Raw genomic sequence first — 17,423 nt, forward strand, 5'->3', positions numbered from 1 at the left:
TTTTTTATGATTTTTTATATAACATATTGAAAATATTTAAATAAATAGAATGGCACAAAAGTTGCCAATAACAAGAATAGATTTATTTAAATGGAGTCAGCATGTTTAAGGTTACAAAAATTAGGCAGAGTATTTTAACTGCTATGTGGGGCGTAACGGCGAGTGTTTCAACACTGGCTATTGCAAATGAAGAGATCGAGCCTACACCAGCACAACAAGCACAGGTTGAAAAAGCCAAAGATGTCAAAAAATTAAGTGATGTGATCGTCACTGCACAATATCGGGCGCAAAATATTCAAAAAGTTCCAACTGCAATTACTGCTGTTTCGGGCAAGGACTTGGCAGCGAAAGGTTCTACTTTTATTGGGGATGTTTTAACCTATACACCAAATGCTGCAGCTGAAAACCCAGATGGGGATAGTCGTCCACGTTGGTATATTCGTGGTCTAGGTACGGGAGATGTGGCTGCATCGACAGTATTTCCTGTTGGCGTTTATGCAGATGGGGTTTATTTAAATGCGCCAGTTGCAGGTGCAGGTGACTTGTTTGATTTAGAGCGTATAGAAGTTTTACGTGGTCCACAAGGCACGCTCTATGGGAAAAACACCACAGCGGGTGCAGTCAATTATATTTCTAAAAAGCCTAATTTTTTAGATAAACCCAATGGATATGCAACCATTGGTTTAGGGGACCACAACCTACGAACATTTGAAGGTGCAGCAAACGGCAAAATTTCGGAAAATGTTGCGGTGCGTGGGGCTTTTTACTCTGAAGATCGTGACGGATATGCAAAGAATATTGCCAATGGTGAAGATTATGGCAACGTGGATAAAAAATCTTTTCGCTTCCAAGTGCTAGGCAAAATCAATGATGAATGGGATGCCTTGGTCAATCTACACAGCCAAACTTATAATGGTTTAGGCAGTAATGGTTCCTTAAGTGTTGGTAAATATTGGGGTATTTATGAAAGACCTAAAGGGCGAGACACCAATTTAGATTTAGACGAAAACAATAAGATTCAGCATGATGGTGCTTCATTAACCTTAACTGGAGATTTGGGGGGCGGATATAGCTTTACTTCGATTACTGCTTTTGATAAGACCACACAAAAGTCGATTTCAGATGGTGATTACACCCCTTATGATGTCGCACGAAGCTATAGTGATAACGAATGGCGTCAATATAGCCAAGAGTTCCGTATCGCTTCTGATGCTGAAAAACGCTTAAGTTGGATTGCAGGATTTCATTATTTCAATGAGGATTTAGATTCCACTGGAGTCAGTGCACGTGTCAATAAAACATTGCCAAATGGCGCTGCTTCTCAAACTGCGTCTACGCCAGCATTTAGAGATATAACCTATAACCAAGCCACTCAAAGCTTTGCACTTTTTGGTAACAGTACCTATAAATTTACAGATAAATTTAAAGTGACAGGTGGTTTACGTTGGACCAGTGAAGAAAAAGATATTGATCTCAATCTGACTCAGATCACAACAGGAGACTATACAAAAGGCAGTTGGTGGAAAAAAGATGGCTATAGCCATGCAGTTTATAACCCAACTCCAAATGCAAATGGGTCAACAAGTCGCAATAAAACTTGGAATGAGTTGACCTATGACATCACCCCAGAATATGAAATTAATCCTAATTTAAATACTTATTTTAGATTCGCACGCGGTTTCCGCTCAGGTGGATTTAACACTGGTTTATCCAGCAGTTTAACCCAACTTGCCGACGTGAATCCTGAATACTTAAATAGTTATGAACTTGGTTTAAAGTCTACGTTATTGGACGGAGATTTAATCGCAAATGCCAATATCTTTTACTATGACTATAAAGATATTCAAACCAATTTACTGGTTGCAACAGAGGGACAAGGTGGCGGTGTGACCTCTGTTCTCGCCAATGGACCAAAAGCTGAAGTTAAAGGTGCTGAATTAGAATTAGATTATTCAGTGACTGAAAATCTACGTTTACGATTTGCTGGTGCTTATCTTGACAGCGAATATACCGATTTCGTCGATAAAAACCCAGTAACCAATGTGGTTAATGCAGATAATACAGGCAACAGTCTAGTCCGTTCGCCAAAATACACCGTCGGTCTGGGAGGAGAATATACTTTTAATCTCAATGACGGTGCTCGTGTTGTTGTAGGTACAGATGCCAGCTACCGTGATCGTGAATTTTTCCTCGTAAACCGTCAAGACTATTCGGTAGATCCAATCTTAAGCCAAAAAGCATATACCTTATGGAATGCCAATGTTGGCTACCATAGCGCTAATAATAAATACCAAATCAATGCCTATGTTAAAAACCTATTGAATGAAGAATATCAAGTACATGGTCGTCCCAATGGACCCGCTGGACAATATGTTCTAACTTATGGAAACCCACGCCAAGTTGGTGTTTCTCTTACTGCTAAATTCTAAGTTATACGGAGAACCTCATGGGAATTGAATTTTTTACCCGTCTACCACTACACGGTGAAGCAGAGTACTTAGCAGGCGATCCAAGGAATCGTGGTGATTGGTCACGTGTGGCGGGTGTAGAGAATACTGGTGCGACATCAAACTACCAAGTTGGTGATGACTTTACCTATATCGACTATCTTAGCCAAGTGGCTCGAGCGGCTGAAATCAACGGTTTTGCAGGTGCGCTGATGGTGAATGCACCTACAGGTGAAGAACCATGGACAGTGTGTTCCTTATTGGCAAGAGAAACCAAACGCTTGAACTTTGTGACTGCATTCCAGCCTTATCATTTTAGTCCTTATAATGCAGTACAAAGTGCAGCAACGTATCAGCGCGCGACTGGGAATCGTTTGGTCTGGAATATTATCAATGGCGGCTCTGAGGTCATTCAGCGCCAAGTTGGAGATGTTACCCCACACGATGACCGTTATATCCGTGCGACTGAATTTTTAGATGTGGTGAAAGGGTATTGGTATAACGAATCATTCCATTACCAGGGCAAATATTATTCTGCAGAAGGTGGCGGTTTAAAATATCCTTTGAATAAAGCTGAACTACCGATCATTTGTACGGCAGGATCATCTGAAGCTGCCCGTGAGTTTGGTGCAAAGCATGCTGATTATTATTTAATGCGTGCTGAAAAACCCAGTGAAATTGCCGAATTGATTGCAGATGTGCGTAAACGTGCCGCAAGATATGGGCGAGATAATATTAAATTTGGCTTATCCATTGATACGATTGCACGCCGTAGCGAACAAGAAGCTTTGGCAGAGGCACAACGCTATTTGGATGAAGCTGCTGAAAAACAACGCTTACATGCGTCTGCTGCACATGCAGGTTTGAGATCGGCGCGTGTATTGAGTTTTGAAAAAGAATACAGTGAAAAAGCAGGCAGTAAAAACGTTGATGATTTCTTTATCCATCCCAATGTTTGGTCAGGCTTTGGCTATATTGGCATTCCACCCGGTGTTGCTTTAGTGGGAAGTTATTCGCAGATTATCGAGCGGATTCAAGAATATAATAGTATTGGGATTGATCTGTTTTTCTTGGCGGGCTATCCACATTTAGAAGAAGCTTATCGCCTTGGCGAACATGTTTTACCTTATTTCAAAAAACAGCGTCAGGCATTACAGCGTATTTCTGAAGAGGCAAAATATCGTATCGCCTAACTTCCATTACAAGATGTTAAAGCCAAGATTTTTAAGCCAGTCTTGGCTTTTTTATATTCATTTTTATACCGATAAAAAATACTGTGGGTTGTCGTTGAAACTTTGAACAGAAAATTTGTAATGGTTTAAATTATGTAACGACATAAAGCCTCAACAATCTTGAATAAAAAATAAAGCTGTTTTCTTTCAATGATAAATACTGATATTTGCGTGTTTTTATTTTTTATAGATTTACATTTCTGCTATCAGAAAATCACCAAAAGCATTGACCTTAAAGTTAACTTTAATCCTAGTATAGAATGACGGTCCATACGAATCGTATCAAACATTGTAATTTATTGACATTAATGAGAACAGCAATAAGTTATTCAAAGTGTAAATCATACACAGGAGAAATTAACATGGCATATGTTACGACAAAAGATGGTGTTGATATTTTTTATAAAGATTGGGGACCGAAAGATGCCCCAGTATTATTTTTTCATCATGGATGGCCATTAAGCTCAGACGACTGGGATTCTCAGTTATTGTTTTTTTTAAATGAAGGTTTTCGTGTAGTTGCACATGATCGTCGCGGACATGGACGTTCAAGTCAAGTATGGGATGGTCATGATATGGACCACTATGCCGATGATGTTGCAGAAGTGGTCAGACACTTGGGTATTAAAAATGCAGTGCATATTGGACATTCTACTGGTGGTGGTGAGGTTGCTCACTACATCGCACGTCATGGTGAGGAAAATGTATCAAAGGCCGTATTGGTCAGTGCTGTACCTCCAATTATGGTGAAAACGGAAAAAAATCCGCAAGGCTTAGCCAAAGAAGTCTTTGATGACTTACAGAATCAGCTCTTTAAAAATCGTGCTCAGTTTTATCATGATCTACCAGCGGGGCCATTCTATGGCTTTAACCGACCAGATGCTCAACCTTCGGAACCCATCGTATTGAATTGGTGGCGTCAGGGCATGATGGGTGGAGCAAAAGCGCATTATGATGGAATTGTTGCATTTTCACAGACTGACTTTACCGAAGATTTGAAAAAAATCTCAGTGCCTGTTTTAGTCATGCATGGAGATGATGATCAAATTGTACCTTATGAAAACTCAGGGGTACTTTCTGCCAAACTGGTTCAAAATGGCCGGTTAAAAACCTATAAAGGATATTCACATGGTATGTTAACCATTAATGCAGATGTGATTAATCCAGATTTGTTGGCGTTTATTCGCGAGTGAACAGTTGTCGTTTGATTTAAAAACAGAATATTAATAGGGGCCTTGCGGCCTCTATTTTTTTGCTATTAAAGCATTGAACCATTTTATTCTGATGTAAGTCTTTAAATAAAATTAGTTCTTAAAATAATAAAAATTAAATGCAAAAAAAGGATTGACATTAAAGTGAGCTTTAATCTTAAAGTAAGTCCATACTCTATGAGGCTATAAAAATGAACGTCTTTGAAAAATTAGTTTTACCTAATGGTACTCAGATTCCAAATCGTATTGCAAAAGCTGCGATGGAAGAGAATATGGCAGATCTCAATCATGCACCATCAGAAGAGCTTATGCGTTTGTATCAGGCATGGGCAGATGGTGGGGTCGGTTTAATCATTACCGGTAATGTGATGGTGGATCGTCGTGCGATGACAGGACCGGGTGGGGTGGTCTTGGAAGATGAACAGCATTTAGCGCACTTCAAACGTTGGGCTCAAATCGCACGTTCTCAAGGCGCGCAAGCATGGTTGCAGATCAACCATCCAGGTCGCCAAATGCAGTCAAATTTAGGTCAGTCAACGTGGGCACCTTCTGCTGTGGCTTTAGATTTAGGTAAAATGTCAGATCGTTTTAATACTCCAATTGAAATGACTCAGGCCATGATTGACGAAGTGATTCAACGTTTTGCCCATACCGCATATTTGGGTGAAAAAGCGGGATTTACCGGTGTAGAAATTCATGCAGCTCATGGCTATCTACTCAGTCAGTTCCTTTCGCCTTTAAGCAACCAACGTCAAGATCAATGGGGCGGTTCATTGGAAAATCGTGCGCGTATTTTGATTGAGATCGTCAAAGCAGTACGTGCGGTGGTGTCATCAACATTTACAGTTGCTGTTAAACTGAATTCTGCAGATTTCCAACGTGGTGGTTTTAGTGCTGAAGATGCTCAGCAAGTAGTTAAAATGTTAAATGATCTGTCGGTTGATTTGGTTGAATTGTCAGGGGGGAGTTATGAAGCACCTGCTATGCAAGGCCAAGCCAGAGATGGACGGACTTTGGCACGTGAAGCTTATTTCTTAGAATTTGCTCAAGAGATTGGCAAGGTTGCCCATATGCCGATTATGGTGACTGGTGGTATTCGCCGTAAACCCGTTGCAGAACAAGTCCTTGACAGTGGGATCGATATGGTAGGAATTGCAACAGGCTTGGCAATCGAACCTAACTTACCCAACAAATGGAGACAAGGTCAGAATATCGCACCTGAATTGAAACCGATTCGCTGGGAAAATAAAACATTAGCTTCACTTGCCAATATGGCAACAGTTAAATTCCAGTTACGGAAACTCAGCCATGGGAAAACACCGAATCCTAAAGTTTCACCTTTATGGGCCTTGATATTACAACAAACAGAAACGACATGCCGCACACGTCAGTATAAAAAACGTATGCATCAGTATTCACCTTCAGCTTAAGTACAGTGCTTTGTTTAGATATTGGATTTGATCTGACAGACTGTACTACAGCTGTGGCTCGAAGAGGATTTACCAGATGTTTAGGTATGATCACTCATTAAAAGTAATGATGAGAATACTGATCAAACAGTTTTGCAGACTTCAATATTTGAAAATCATAGATCACATATCAATGACCTATGCACAATCCTGAGCTTAAAGTGAGATTTAAGCTCAATCGCTTTTATGATTTTCCGATAACATGGAAATTTTTAACATTTATCATTGGCATAATAGAGATTCAGTAAACGGTTGGCGTTTTCTTCACAGGCGATTTCGTCAGGCTTACTATTGATTGCAGTGATCATGCTGCCTAGGTTTTGCTTACTGATCAACAACTTTTGTTCTAGATCTTCAATGTCTTTGATTTTACTTTCGAGTAATCCAATTAGAATATCCTGATTCCATTTGCCTACATTTGAAGGCAGGTAAGCTTTGATTTTAGTCAATGAAAATTCAACTTGTTGAGTTTGCTAAATTAGAAATAATTGTTTTAGGTCATTGTCGCTATATTTATATTAAGCATTAGATTTACGTTTTGCTTTAGGAAATATTTTGATTTGTTCATAATAACGAACCGTTGGGGTACTCAAATCACTCTGTTTGGATAACTCGCTAAGATTCATTTTACTGATTTCCACTTGACATTAAAGTTAACTTTAGGCTTATAGTAAGCTAAAAGAAAGATCAGAAATAACTTAAAAGCTGAGGCTAATCATGTCGAAACGTATATTACACATTGTGACGAACATCGCTGAATATAATCAGATAAAGCGACCTACAGGATTATGGTTAGGTGAATTAACCCATGCTTATGATGAGTTCGAAAAGTACAATTATATTCAAGATATTGTTAGTCCTTTAGGTGGAAACTCTCCTATTGAGCCAAAATCGTTAGAACGTTTTGTTACCGATGAATCGGTATTAAAACGGAAAAATGATCCAGGATTTATGCGGCTTCTTGAGAATACCAAAAAGCCTTCAGAGATCAATTGGCAAGATTATGATGTGATTTACTATACTGGTGGTCATGGGGTGATGTGGGACTTCTTAGACAATCCTGAGCTACAAGAAATCACTAAAAACATTTATGAAAAAGGCGCTATTGTTTCCAGTGTATGCCATGGCTATTGTGGGCTGCTCAATGTACGACTTTCAAATGGTCAATATCTGATTGATGGTAAGAAGTTGACGGGTTTTGCATGGCTTGAGGAAGTCGTTGCAGGAGTTGCAAAAATTGTTCCTTATAATGCAGAAAATTTGGCCAAAGAACATGGTGCAAATTATGATAAGAGAGTTATTCCCTTCGCACCTTATGTGGTAAGAGATAAAAACTTAATCACAGGACAAAATCCATTTTCTGCACGTCGTACGGCTTTAGCCATCATCGATGCTTTAGAAAATCAAGCAACTTAAACACTTAATAAGTCCAGACAATTGGGCATCCTTAACTTAGATAAAAACCACGTCAGTAATTTTTATTTGCTAATTTAACGGTCAATTTCTAGTTGCTGTCCCTGACAATTCAAAAACAGTTGTTGTTGATGCCAAGCAAGTTGTCCAGAAACAATTGTAGTGCTGACTTCATAAGCAAGTGTTTTATGTATAAATGGTGTCCAATTGCATTTCATATAGTTTTTTTGATCTTTCACTGCAATGTGCTGTTGATTTTCTTTAAGAATCACTAAATCAGCCCAGTAACCTTCTCGAATATAACCACGGTCTTTGATCCTAAATAAGTCTGCCACTTGATGAGCAGTTTTTTGAACCAGTGTTTCAATACTCAGGTTACCTGTTGCAACTAGCTCCATGAGTGCAGGCAACGCATATTGTACTAAAGGTAGGCCAGAAGGGGCATAAAAATATGATTGATGTTTTTCATCCCAAGTATGTGGTGCGTGGTCAGTACCAATAATATCCAACCGATTACTGTTGGCAAGGGCATTAATCAAAGCATCTTTATCTTCCTGGGTTTTAATGGCGGGATTACATTTAATTAAGTGACCCAAAGTAGCATAATCGGCATCATCAAAACTGAGATGATGGATACACACTTCTGCTGTGATATGTTTTCGATTTAAAGGCAGATTTTTAAACAAACACAGTTCTTTCGCGGTGGTGATATGTAAAACATGCAACTGTGTGGCATATTTCTCGGCCAAAGATACCGCTAATTTTGAGCTTTCAAAGCAAACATGTTTATTTCTAATCTGAGCATGAATTTCAGCTGGAATATTTTCCCCATATTTTTGAAAATAGAAATTTTCTTCGGCTTTAATGGCAGGGGTAAACTCGCAATGGGTCAATAAAACTGTTGGAACATTTGCAAATAAACGTTCCAAAACTTTAGGGTCATCGACGAGCATATCACCCGTAGAAGCACCCATAAAAACTTTAACACCACTGATTGATTTAGGATCAAGTTGTTCAATAATATCTAAATTATGCGCACTGACTCCAAAATGGAAAGCATAATTGGCCCGACTATGTTGTTTTGCAATCTGCTTTTTCTGGGTCAAAGCTTCTAGAGTTAAGGTGGCTGGATTGGTGTTTGGCATATCCATGTAGCTAGTAATTCCACCAATCGTTGCTGCCATTGATTCCGAAGCAATATTGCCTTTATGCGCTGCGCCGGGATCTCTAAAATGAACTTGGTCATCAATCATGCCGGGAATTAGCCACGAACCTTCAGCCTCTATATTTTTCGCAGGATAAGCCCCTGTAATATTAGGATGAATCTTTTCAATCCGTCCATGTCGAATCAGTACATCGGAATAATACTGCTTGCCTTCATTGACAATATTGGCATTACGAATAATAAGATTGGGCGAATTTTTAAAACTCATTGTGCAATGCCTTATAGCCTTGAACCAGTTTGATATTGGTGCTGACAACGCTTTCTGAAAACTCACTGATTGAAATATCAATGGGTGGAAATTGCTTTAAATCAGTTTTAGGGTTGATATAACTCATTGCAGGTACATAAAAATGATCGGGTAAATCACGACCATCAACCACGGCATTGTGACGAATCGCGCTGTGATGACCCACTTTACAGTTAAATAACACACTGTTAAAGCCAACAAAAACATGATGTCCAATTTCACAGGGACCATGAATAATAGAGCGATGTGCGATTGAAGAATTTTCACCAATGCTCACTGCTGCCCCGGCTTTGGAGTGAATCACGACACCATCTTGAATATTGGAATTTGCACCAATAATGATGGGTTCCATATCACCTGCGTCATTGGTTTCATCTGCTCTGATCACTGCATAAGGACCAATAAAGACATTGGCATGGATAATGACTTTTCCACAAATAATTGCGGTTTGGTCAACATAGGCTGATTGATTTATAACAGGGAGATCACCAGATGGGTTTTTTCTAAGCATGACTAGACCATTTTAAATAAGTTAAACAATGAGGGAGGGAAGATAAGGCATTACCATTGCCAGGCACCCTGAGCAACTGCATCATGGGCATGTAAACTTTCCGCATGAATCACCTTAAAGTTAAAGCCTAGAATACTGGGATGATGGATAAATGTGGTATACAAGCGTCTTAAGGCATCTTCACAAAACATCAGGTTTTGACCATTTGCAATAGCAAAGGCTTGTTCATCAATACGTTTTACCGCCGTTTGTACGGGTGTCATCAAGGCTTGCTCAGCCTGATTAATAAATAAAATCAGTGGAATATACTGAATGTTTTGATCTAATTTGAAATTTAACTGAGCAAAACTTCTTTGGCTGTGAGGCGTTGCTGCAATTGCATCTGTGCTATTTAGCCAACTGAGGATTTCTTGCGGGTCTAACTGAATTTCATGATTTTCCAATGCGGTTGCAAATCTTTGTTGGATGATATTTCTGGCAAGTGCTGCGGAACAAGGACAAGTAGATGAATAGGGAATTTCGATTTTTAATTCAGCATAAAAATCATCTTTTAAAAGCTGACAGGACAACACAAAAGGATAGCTTTTCCAGCCAGACAATTGGCTGACTAAGGCAGGGCGCTCGATATAAAGCTCACTATGAATTTCGATTTTGGCATGTGCTGATAAATCTTTATGGCTGGCTAAGAAATCCAATAAAGCATCTTTAATATCAAGTAGAGCTAGATTTTTGATCGTGCTCAATTTCAAAAGTCGCGTATACAAGCGCGACATATGAATACCTTTGGCAAACACATCATCCAAACTGACATAAGCATTCACTTGGCTTTGACAAAGACTATTTTCTAGATAAAGCGGAAGCGCGATTTTTTCCATACCGACCCAATCGAGCGGGTAGTGATAGCTTCTTGTGAGTGAGGATTCAGCAGAAACATCTGGAAGAACAAGATTCATAGGGGGAATAGCTTAAGTTGAAATAGATATTGTTATGTTATAACATAACAATATTAATCAACACTACTCATCTGAGTTAAATTTACGCTATGAGATCATTGCAAATTGAGATGAACAAAAAATATTTGATCGGATTCATACTCTGCCTTTCTGCATGTAGTCAAAATAACTCAAATACAATGCATGCTATGCGTACAGTTCAGCAAACGTCACCACAAGTGCCATTAAAAGCAGACTTTCCTCAGCAGCAAGGTATTTTAAAACAAGAGAAAAATCTGCCGCCTGCTTATTTAAAATGGCTCAGTGAGCCGACAAATGCTGAAAGCGTTCAGGCTTATCAGCGCTTTTTAAAGCAACAAGGTATTTCTGCTTATGTTCCTATTTTTGAATTTTTACAAACAGCCAGAGATTGGCAACAATGTGATGCATCTGAATTTGAAGTTCCGCCACAAGAGCTGTGGGGCAATATTGTGCCAACATTAAAAATTTTAAATCTTCTTGTGGATGAAAAAATTTTAACCCAGTTTAGCGTGACTTCTGTCTATCGAAATTTCAAGCTTAATCAGTGTGCAAAAGGCGCTGCTTCCTCCAAACATATTTTTAATGCCGCATTAGATTTTCGTATCGGTGATGAAAATCCGGACTTAAACCAACAGCTGATGATTCAAGAGCGCAAAGCAAAATTATGTCAATTTTGGCTGGATTCTGGTGAGGAACTTCACATGGGCTTAGGCGTCTATGCATCAGGACAGATTCATATTGATAGTGCAGGTTTTCGTACTTGGGGTGCAGACCATCGCTATAGCTCATCACCATGTATCAATAACGCTTTAATTGGCAACAATAAAAAAGTGAGTGAATCGCCATGAAGTCAAATTTCATCCGTGACATCAGACAACTTTTAATACGAGAAATTCAAGCGACACATGTTTATCCGCTATTAAATAATCTTAATCCTGATGTTTTTCAATCCTCAGCTTAGATTTATAGGATCTGGAAAAACGCTGTAATCATCACCGAATGATTAAAACCGAATCATCAAATTGCAGTGTTGAAAATGTATGTGCAAGCACAGCTAAAATTTAACTCTAAAGCGCTCTGTTTGGAGTTATTCAGCCAGTATTTTCATGTCGATCTAGATATGAAAACACAAAAATATAAAGTGAGAATGCCAATGAATACTCTTTTAGCCACTCCGCAAAAACTTCCCGTCACCGTGCTTTCTGGATTCTTAGGGGCTGGAAAGACCACCTTACTCAATCATATCTTAAACAATCGTGAAGACCGAAAAATTGCAGTGATTGTGAATGATATGTCGGAGGTCAATATTGATGCCGCTTTAGTTCGAGAGGGCGGTGCTGAGCTTTCAAGAACGGATGAAAAGTTAGTTGAAATGAGTAATGGTTGTATTTGTTGTACTTTAAGAGAAGACCTACTGGTTGAAGTACGTCGTTTAGCACAGGATCAGCGCTTTGATCAATTGGTGATTGAATCTACAGGGATCTCTGAACCACTCCCTGTTGCAGAGACGTTTACCTTTGAAGATGAAAATGGGATTTCTCTCAATGAGTTTGCCCGCTTAGATACAATGGTGACTGTGGTCGATGCTTATAACTTTTTAAAAGATTATAGTTCGCTGGATAGCTTACAAGCGCGCGGTGAATCATTAGGTGAACAAGATGAGCGAAATGTTGTTGATCTACTGATTGATCAAATTGAGTTTTGTGACGTGATTGTATTGAATAAAACAGATTTGATTGATCAAGACGAGCTGGAAAAATTATTTGGCATTTTGCAGTCTTTAAACCCAAGAGCAAAAATTGAAGTTTCTGCGTTTGGCAAGGTGAATCTTGATCGGGTGTTAAATACCCAGCTATTTGATTTTAACGAAGCGGCACAAGCTCCGGGTTGGTTAAAGGAATTAAGAGGTGAGCATAAGCCTGAAACAGAGCAATATGGAATCAATAATTTTGTTTATCGAGCGCGCAGACCTTTTCACCCACAACGGTTTTTTGATTTTATCAACTCCGAATGGAAAGGCGTAATCCGTTCCAAAGGCTTTTTTTGGTTAGCCTCAAATCCCGAGTTTGCTGGATCTTGGTCTCAAGCAGGGGCGATGGCACGCCATGGTGTTGCTGGATATTGGTGGGCAGCAGTGCCAGACGAACATTGGCCTACGGATCAACAAAGTCGAGATGCAATTCAACAAAGCTGGGATGCTCAAACAGGTGATGCACGACAAGAAATCGTGTTGATTGGGATGCAGATGGATCAATCTGAACTTATTCGTCAATTTGATGATTGTTTATTAAACGATGATGAAATGGCGTTAGGCGCAGAAAAATGGCAAGAGTTTGAAAATCCTTTTAGTGGGTGGACTGATTCTATCATTAGCCATTAATTCATTATGATCCATTCAATTCAGCCAAAGCATTGCTGAGAATACTTGCAAGCATGAGCGTTTTTAATTATACGCTCATGCTTGGCTTTATATTTTATTAAAATTTCGCTCTTAAGGTGAAAGTCACATTACGTGGTTCCCCCCAATAAACACCATTATAGAAACCTACATTTAAATAGTATTTTTCATCAAATAAGTTATTGATATTCACACTTGCAGTCAGTTCATCACTTAACTTATAACTGGCAAAAGCATTGGCCAATACATAGGCCTTTTGTGTGACTACACCATCGTTATAGGCATTTGCAGGAGCTCGCCCCCATTTTTGTGAGATTTCACTTTGCCAATTCAATCCACCACCGAAAGTTAGTTTTTCTGAACCTGTCCAGAGGTTCGCTGGAAGGGTATAACTACTAAATAACTTTGCTTGGTTTTGAGGAATATTGCTTAGAGCATTGGCGTTTGCAGAACTTACACTATTGACATAGGTATAGCCGAAACTAAGATTCCAATTTTCCTGTATCTTTCCTATGGCTTCTAACTCAAACCCATTAACTTTCAGTCCTTTGCCCGATGATATATATGCAGTATCCATCTCATCTACTTTTGGAATAGTGCCATTTTTTACACCTTCACGATATTCAACATCTTCTACCGCAAGGTCTTTGACACTTGACCAAAATAAAGCAGCACTGGTCAATAACTTACCATCCAATAGATCTGCTTTAATCCCTAGCTCAGTGGTGCTTCCCATTTCAGGGTCTAGATAATCGCCGAAACGATCTCGTCTAGTGGATGGATTAAATACATTGGTGTAGCTGGTGTAGGCCGTATAAGTATCATTAATATCGTACAAAATCCCTGCATAAGGCACCAATTGATCAAAGTTACGTGGCTTTGTAGGAGAAACTGGGGCATTAGGATCCCACTTGTTAACTTTATAGTCATATGAGCTATAACGTGCGCCCAAAATTAACTTAAGCGGGTCAGCTAGATTTAAACGTAAAGTCGAATATACCCCGTAAAGCTCTGTGGTATTGGTACTTCCAGCTCCGGTTTTCTCATAGGTTGGTTTTGCAATATTACCTGTCCAATTACGATAATCAGGTATAGCTGCTGGATACTCGACATTGCTTTTTACACTCAATGAGGTACTTTCACTTTTAAAACCACTATAGCCAATAATTAAATCATGTTGGCGATTTAACAACTGAAATGGTCCTGTGGCATACAAATCGATATTGAGCTTTTTACTTTCAGCATAAGGGCTAACACTGGTCCATAAACTTAAGCCTTTCCCTGTCTTTGGGTCTGGAAAGCCACTACCACCATAAGCCACCATCCAACTATTATCTGAGGTACTGTGGGCAATCGCTGCTTTAACCAGCCAGTCATTGGCAAAATTATGTTCAAGATCGGCAAAAACGGTTTTATCAGTATTGGCAATTGAACTCCAGTCCGCAGATAAACTAAAGTTTCGCGAAAAATTTGCTTTGCTTCCATCAGCATTGAAATATGGTACTGTTCCCCACGTTGAGCCTTTAGGGTCGTTGTCTTGATATTGAAACCCGACTGAGGCTGTTGTTGTTGGGGTTAAATCTGCACTGATGATCCCCATTGCGGCTGTTGACTTGAGCTTATAACGATCCATATAGGATTCTTTATCGGTATACGCTGCCATGAATCGACTTCGAACACTGCCATCTTGAGTTAGTGGAATGGATACATCTGCTTCAACACGGGTATTGTCCCATGAGCCATAAGTTGAGCTGACATTGCCCTTAAACTCTTTTTCAGGACGCTTACGTACCATATTGATGGTTGCAGAAGGGCTGCCTGTTGAACCAGTTAAGCCAGAAGCACCTTTGATCACTTCAACTCGGTCAAAGAAAAAACTATCAAAGCGGGGAGCATTGTCTCCTACAGGCATACCATCAATTTGCCTATTGGTAATTTGAAAACCACGGGAATAGTAGTTAGACCGTTCACTGTCATTTTTAGTGGCAGTAACGCCTGGTGTTGCGGCAAGAACATCATCCAGAATGGTCAGCCCGCGTTGTTCAATTTGTTCACGGGTGACCACGCTTACAGATTGTGGTGTTTCTTTTAAAGATAATTTTAATTTTGATGAGCTTCTTGAGGATTTTGCTTTAAAACTTCCGCTTCCCTCAGTTTTTTCATCCTGAGCATCTGCTTTAACTGTAATGGTGGGAAGTACCGAAGCATTCGCTTCATTACTTTTTTGCTCTTGTGCAAAGGCACTATGGGAAATAGCACTGCAAATAAGAATTGATTTTATTGCAATGTTTAATGCCGTTTGTTTACGTAGATTGTCCATAAGAATAGAAATTAGTAAATAAGAATCATTATTATTATCAATTAATATACAAAAAGATACAAATAAAACATAATTTTTAAACTTTTTTATGAATAGTCTAAATGCAGAATTTAGCAGGTGTAGTAAACTTAAGATTTTGATTTTGAAAGATAAGTACTAGAAGGGTAGTCTTGTATTTTATTTATCACGATGATTAATTATTGACTGAGCTTTATCCTGATCCCGAATTGAAAGCTTATATCATTTTCCATTGTTGGTTTTCTTCTGAGAAATTAACCAGAAACGAAACACCTGATTCATCACCAACAAGATATGAGGATGCGTTCACCATCAGTACCTTTAATAAAGTCCCTGTTTCAATGATAATCGGTTCTAAATCATCTTTATTTAAGGTAACGGGTTGGAGTAATTCAATGATTTCCACTTTTATACTAACCTATTGTTTGAACAAAAAATTCTATAAATAATTATTGCATAGCTCAATGAGCTTTGCTGAGATACAGCGTTAAAAAACGCAACATTGATAGGTCTTTATGTAGCCTAAACATTTTTAAAGTTTCACTGTTGTATAAGGCTAAGTTTTCTCTCAGCGGAAAACTTAGCTTAGACAGTTTTAAATTTTATAAAGTAATCGTTGCACCAAGCGCTTTAACAAATTGGGCTAACCAAGCAGGATGTGCTGGCCATGCTGGCGCTGTTACCAGGTGTCCATCTGTGACTGCTTCAGTGACTGCAATATCTGCATATTGCCCGCCTGCAAGTTTAACTTCTGAGGCACATGCAGGATAAGCGGAACATAAGCGTCCTTTTAATACATCGGCTGCGGCAAGCAGTTGTGCGCCATGGCAAACAGCGGCAATTGGTTTTTTAATCGCATCAAATTCACGAACAATTTCAATTACTCGGTCATTCATACGTAAATATTCAGGTGCACGGCCACCCGGAATCACTAATCCTACGTAGTTGTCGCTGTTGACTTGGTTAAAGTCATAGTTAATTGCAAAGTTGTGACCACGTTTTTCGCTATAGGTTTGCTCACCTTCAAAATCATGAATCGCTGTTGCAATTGTATCGCCAGCTTTTTTATCAGGGCAGACTGCATGAACACTATAGCCTAATCCAGTGAGGAACTGAAAAGGAACCATGGCTTCATAATCTTCTACATAATCACCCACTAACATTAGAATTTGTTTAGACATTTTTACACCTTTTGTTTAAATTTTATGATTTATTTCATGTAAAATAGCATGCTCTAGTTGCAGTTTTAAGTTGAATTTATACGGCTTTAGTCTTAATTTAACAGACTTAACTGTAATAAAAATTGTATTCAGTGATGAATGAGAAAAATATGAAAAAGTATCTATTGGGTTTAGTGATCGCGACTGCTTCTATGAGCAACCATGCTGCAGTAGAAGAAACAGTGTATAGAGGAATGGGCGAGGCATCTGCACAGTTTCCGAGCTTTAAAAAGATGCAAAAGCAGGGGATAATCAATAAAAAACCGGATATTTCAAGAAATGACTATAATGATGTATATAAATTAAAAAAACCGCTTCAATTTATGGGGCAAACAGTTGCACTCCTATCAGACGAATATATGACACAGTATGCTGGTTGTTGTGTCAGTGAGGGCTGGGGAGCTGTTTTAGCTAAAAAGAGTGATATGAAACTCTTGACTCAATTTGCCAAAACTAATCAGTGTTCGTTAAGCAAAGTAGAGTCAGATGCCAGTAATTATTATGGTTTTAAACTGAAAGCATTACCAACGGCAGAATATTATGAGCTTTCTTGTCGTGAACGTGATTTAGAAAACCAGCAGTAAAATAGATAAATTAAGCTATATAGAGCAGTCGCGATTTAAATCTCATATTATATTATAAATTTTCTCCCTCTTTGCTTTGTGTGATGCACTGCTTAGAGGGAGGAAGATGTCTTGTCTGAATTTTTATGAATGAACCTGTATAGGCGGTCTTAAT

Annotated in this window: 14 protein-coding genes and 1 pseudogene; 8 read left to right on the forward strand and 7 right to left on the reverse strand. The window is 38.9% G+C overall.

Annotation, left to right across the window (positions count from 1 at the left end; genetic code table 11):
- Positions 1–101: 101 nt before the first annotated feature.
- The 4 genes from AC2G3J_RS04925 to AC2G3J_RS04940 all read left to right on the forward strand — a co-directional run bounded on the left by AC2G3J_RS04925 (position 102) and on the right by AC2G3J_RS04940 (position 6,320).
- Positions 102–2,429 (forward strand): TonB-dependent receptor, encoded by a 2,328-nt coding sequence (locus AC2G3J_RS04925; protein WP_483770747.1) that lies wholly within the window; start codon positions 102–104, stop codon positions 2,427–2,429.
- A gap of 17 nt (positions 2,430–2,446) precedes the next feature.
- Positions 2,447–3,640, forward strand: a complete 1,194-nt coding sequence (locus AC2G3J_RS04930) for an LLM class flavin-dependent oxidoreductase (protein ID WP_151956364.1) — start codon at positions 2,447–2,449, stop codon at positions 3,638–3,640.
- 401 nt (positions 3,641–4,041) lie between these two features.
- A complete protein-coding gene (locus AC2G3J_RS04935; protein WP_336951882.1) occupies positions 4,042–4,872 on the forward strand; it encodes an alpha/beta fold hydrolase in 831 nt (276 codons plus the stop codon).
- A 209-nt stretch (positions 4,873–5,081) separates the two neighbouring features.
- Complete coding sequence (locus AC2G3J_RS04940) at positions 5,082–6,320, forward strand: NADH:flavin oxidoreductase/NADH oxidase family protein (protein WP_419327125.1); 1,239 nt, start codon at positions 5,082–5,084, stop codon at positions 6,318–6,320.
- Between the two features lie 251 nt (positions 6,321–6,571).
- On the opposite strand, the pseudogene AC2G3J_RS04945 reads toward AC2G3J_RS04940, so the two are convergent.
- A pseudogene (locus tag AC2G3J_RS04945) lies at positions 6,572–6,985 on the reverse strand (MerR family transcriptional regulator).
- Positions 6,986–7,076: 91 nt separating this feature from the next.
- Between AC2G3J_RS04945 and AC2G3J_RS04950 the strand changes: the two are divergent.
- Positions 7,077–7,775: a type 1 glutamine amidotransferase domain-containing protein gene (locus AC2G3J_RS04950; RefSeq protein WP_336951880.1), complete on the forward strand. Its 699-nt coding sequence runs from the start codon at positions 7,077–7,079 to the stop codon at positions 7,773–7,775.
- 74 nt (positions 7,776–7,849) lie between these two features.
- Here AC2G3J_RS04950 and AC2G3J_RS04955 read toward each other — a convergent pair whose 3' ends face one another.
- From AC2G3J_RS04955 to folE2, 3 genes are read right to left on the reverse strand one after another with little or no spacing between them, the layout of a single operon-like run.
- Positions 7,850–9,205, reverse strand: a complete 1,356-nt coding sequence (locus AC2G3J_RS04955; RefSeq protein ID WP_483770748.1) for a dihydroorotase — start codon at positions 9,203–9,205, stop codon at positions 7,850–7,852.
- Complete coding sequence (locus tag AC2G3J_RS04960; RefSeq protein ID WP_336951878.1) at positions 9,195–9,755, reverse strand: gamma carbonic anhydrase family protein; 561 nt, start codon at positions 9,753–9,755, stop codon at positions 9,195–9,197. The genes AC2G3J_RS04955 and AC2G3J_RS04960 overlap by 11 nt, the downstream gene beginning before the upstream one ends.
- 50 nt (positions 9,756–9,805) lie before the next feature.
- On the reverse strand, positions 9,806–10,708 hold the full coding sequence (gene folE2 / locus AC2G3J_RS04965; protein WP_336951877.1) for a GTP cyclohydrolase FolE2: 903 nt from the start codon (positions 10,706–10,708) through the stop codon (positions 9,806–9,808).
- 110 nt (positions 10,709–10,818) lie between these two features.
- Between folE2 and AC2G3J_RS04970 the strand changes: the two genes are divergently transcribed.
- Together AC2G3J_RS04970 and zigA are read left to right on the forward strand one after the other, a co-directional pair.
- Positions 10,819–11,577 carry a peptidase M15 gene (locus AC2G3J_RS04970; protein WP_419327127.1) on the forward strand — a complete coding sequence of 253 codons (759 nt, stop codon included), beginning with the start codon at positions 10,819–10,821 and terminating at the stop codon, positions 11,575–11,577.
- A 305-nt stretch (positions 11,578–11,882) separates the two neighbouring features.
- Positions 11,883–13,109, forward strand: coding sequence for a zinc metallochaperone GTPase ZigA (gene zigA / locus AC2G3J_RS04975; RefSeq protein ID WP_483770749.1), 1,227 nt, complete (start codon positions 11,883–11,885; stop codon positions 13,107–13,109).
- Between the two features lie 97 nt (positions 13,110–13,206).
- Here the strand turns inward: zigA and AC2G3J_RS04980 are convergent, their stop codons facing one another.
- The 3 genes from AC2G3J_RS04980 to AC2G3J_RS04990 all read right to left on the reverse strand — a co-directional run bounded on the left by AC2G3J_RS04980 (position 13,207) and on the right by AC2G3J_RS04990 (position 16,646).
- Complete coding sequence (locus AC2G3J_RS04980) at positions 13,207–15,447, reverse strand: TonB-dependent siderophore receptor (RefSeq protein ID WP_483770750.1); 2,241 nt, start codon at positions 15,445–15,447, stop codon at positions 13,207–13,209.
- Between the two features lie 235 nt (positions 15,448–15,682).
- Complete coding sequence (locus AC2G3J_RS04985) at positions 15,683–15,871, reverse strand: hypothetical protein (protein ID WP_483770751.1); 189 nt, start codon at positions 15,869–15,871, stop codon at positions 15,683–15,685.
- A 196-nt stretch (positions 15,872–16,067) separates the two neighbouring features.
- Positions 16,068–16,646, reverse strand: a complete 579-nt coding sequence (locus tag AC2G3J_RS04990; protein ID WP_419327128.1) for a DJ-1/PfpI family protein — start codon at positions 16,644–16,646, stop codon at positions 16,068–16,070.
- 149 nt (positions 16,647–16,795) lie between these two features.
- Between AC2G3J_RS04990 and AC2G3J_RS04995 the strand changes: the two genes are divergently transcribed.
- On the forward strand, positions 16,796–17,269 hold the full coding sequence (locus AC2G3J_RS04995) for a hypothetical protein (protein ID WP_483770752.1): 474 nt from the start codon (positions 16,796–16,798) through the stop codon (positions 17,267–17,269).
- Positions 17,270–17,423 lie beyond the last annotated feature (154 nt).

It is taken from the genome of Acinetobacter legionensis, from assembly GCF_057165765.1.

Excerpts from the sequence above, each read along its gene's own strand:
- AC2G3J_RS04925 (WP_483770747.1), top strand. The coding sequence starts at position 102 with ATGTTTAAGGTTACAAAAATTAGGCAGAGTATTTTAACTGCTATGTGG.
- AC2G3J_RS04980 (WP_483770750.1), bottom strand. The coding sequence starts at position 15,447 with ATGGACAATCTACGTAAACAAACGGCATTAAACATTGCAATAAAATCA.
- AC2G3J_RS04950 (WP_336951880.1), top strand. The coding sequence starts at position 7,077 with ATGTCGAAACGTATATTACACATTGTGACGAACATCGCTGAATATAAT.
- AC2G3J_RS04995 (WP_483770752.1), top strand. The coding sequence starts at position 16,796 with ATGAAAAAGTATCTATTGGGTTTAGTGATCGCGACTGCTTCTATGAGC.
- AC2G3J_RS04955 (WP_483770748.1), bottom strand. The coding sequence starts at position 9,205 with ATGAGTTTTAAAAATTCGCCCAATCTTATTATTCGTAATGCCAATATT.
- AC2G3J_RS04930 (WP_151956364.1), top strand. The coding sequence starts at position 2,447 with ATGGGAATTGAATTTTTTACCCGTCTACCACTACACGGTGAAGCAGAG.
- zigA (WP_483770749.1), top strand. The coding sequence starts at position 11,883 with ATGAATACTCTTTTAGCCACTCCGCAAAAACTTCCCGTCACCGTGCTT.
- folE2 (WP_336951877.1), bottom strand. The coding sequence starts at position 10,708 with ATGAATCTTGTTCTTCCAGATGTTTCTGCTGAATCCTCACTCACAAGA.
- AC2G3J_RS04990 (WP_419327128.1), bottom strand. The coding sequence starts at position 16,646 with ATGTCTAAACAAATTCTAATGTTAGTGGGTGATTATGTAGAAGATTAT.
- AC2G3J_RS04960 (WP_336951878.1), bottom strand. The coding sequence starts at position 9,755 with ATGCTTAGAAAAAACCCATCTGGTGATCTCCCTGTTATAAATCAATCA.
- AC2G3J_RS04970 (WP_419327127.1), top strand. The coding sequence starts at position 10,819 with ATGAACAAAAAATATTTGATCGGATTCATACTCTGCCTTTCTGCATGT.
- AC2G3J_RS04935 (WP_336951882.1), top strand. The coding sequence starts at position 4,042 with ATGGCATATGTTACGACAAAAGATGGTGTTGATATTTTTTATAAAGAT.
- AC2G3J_RS04940 (WP_419327125.1), top strand. The coding sequence starts at position 5,082 with ATGAACGTCTTTGAAAAATTAGTTTTACCTAATGGTACTCAGATTCCA.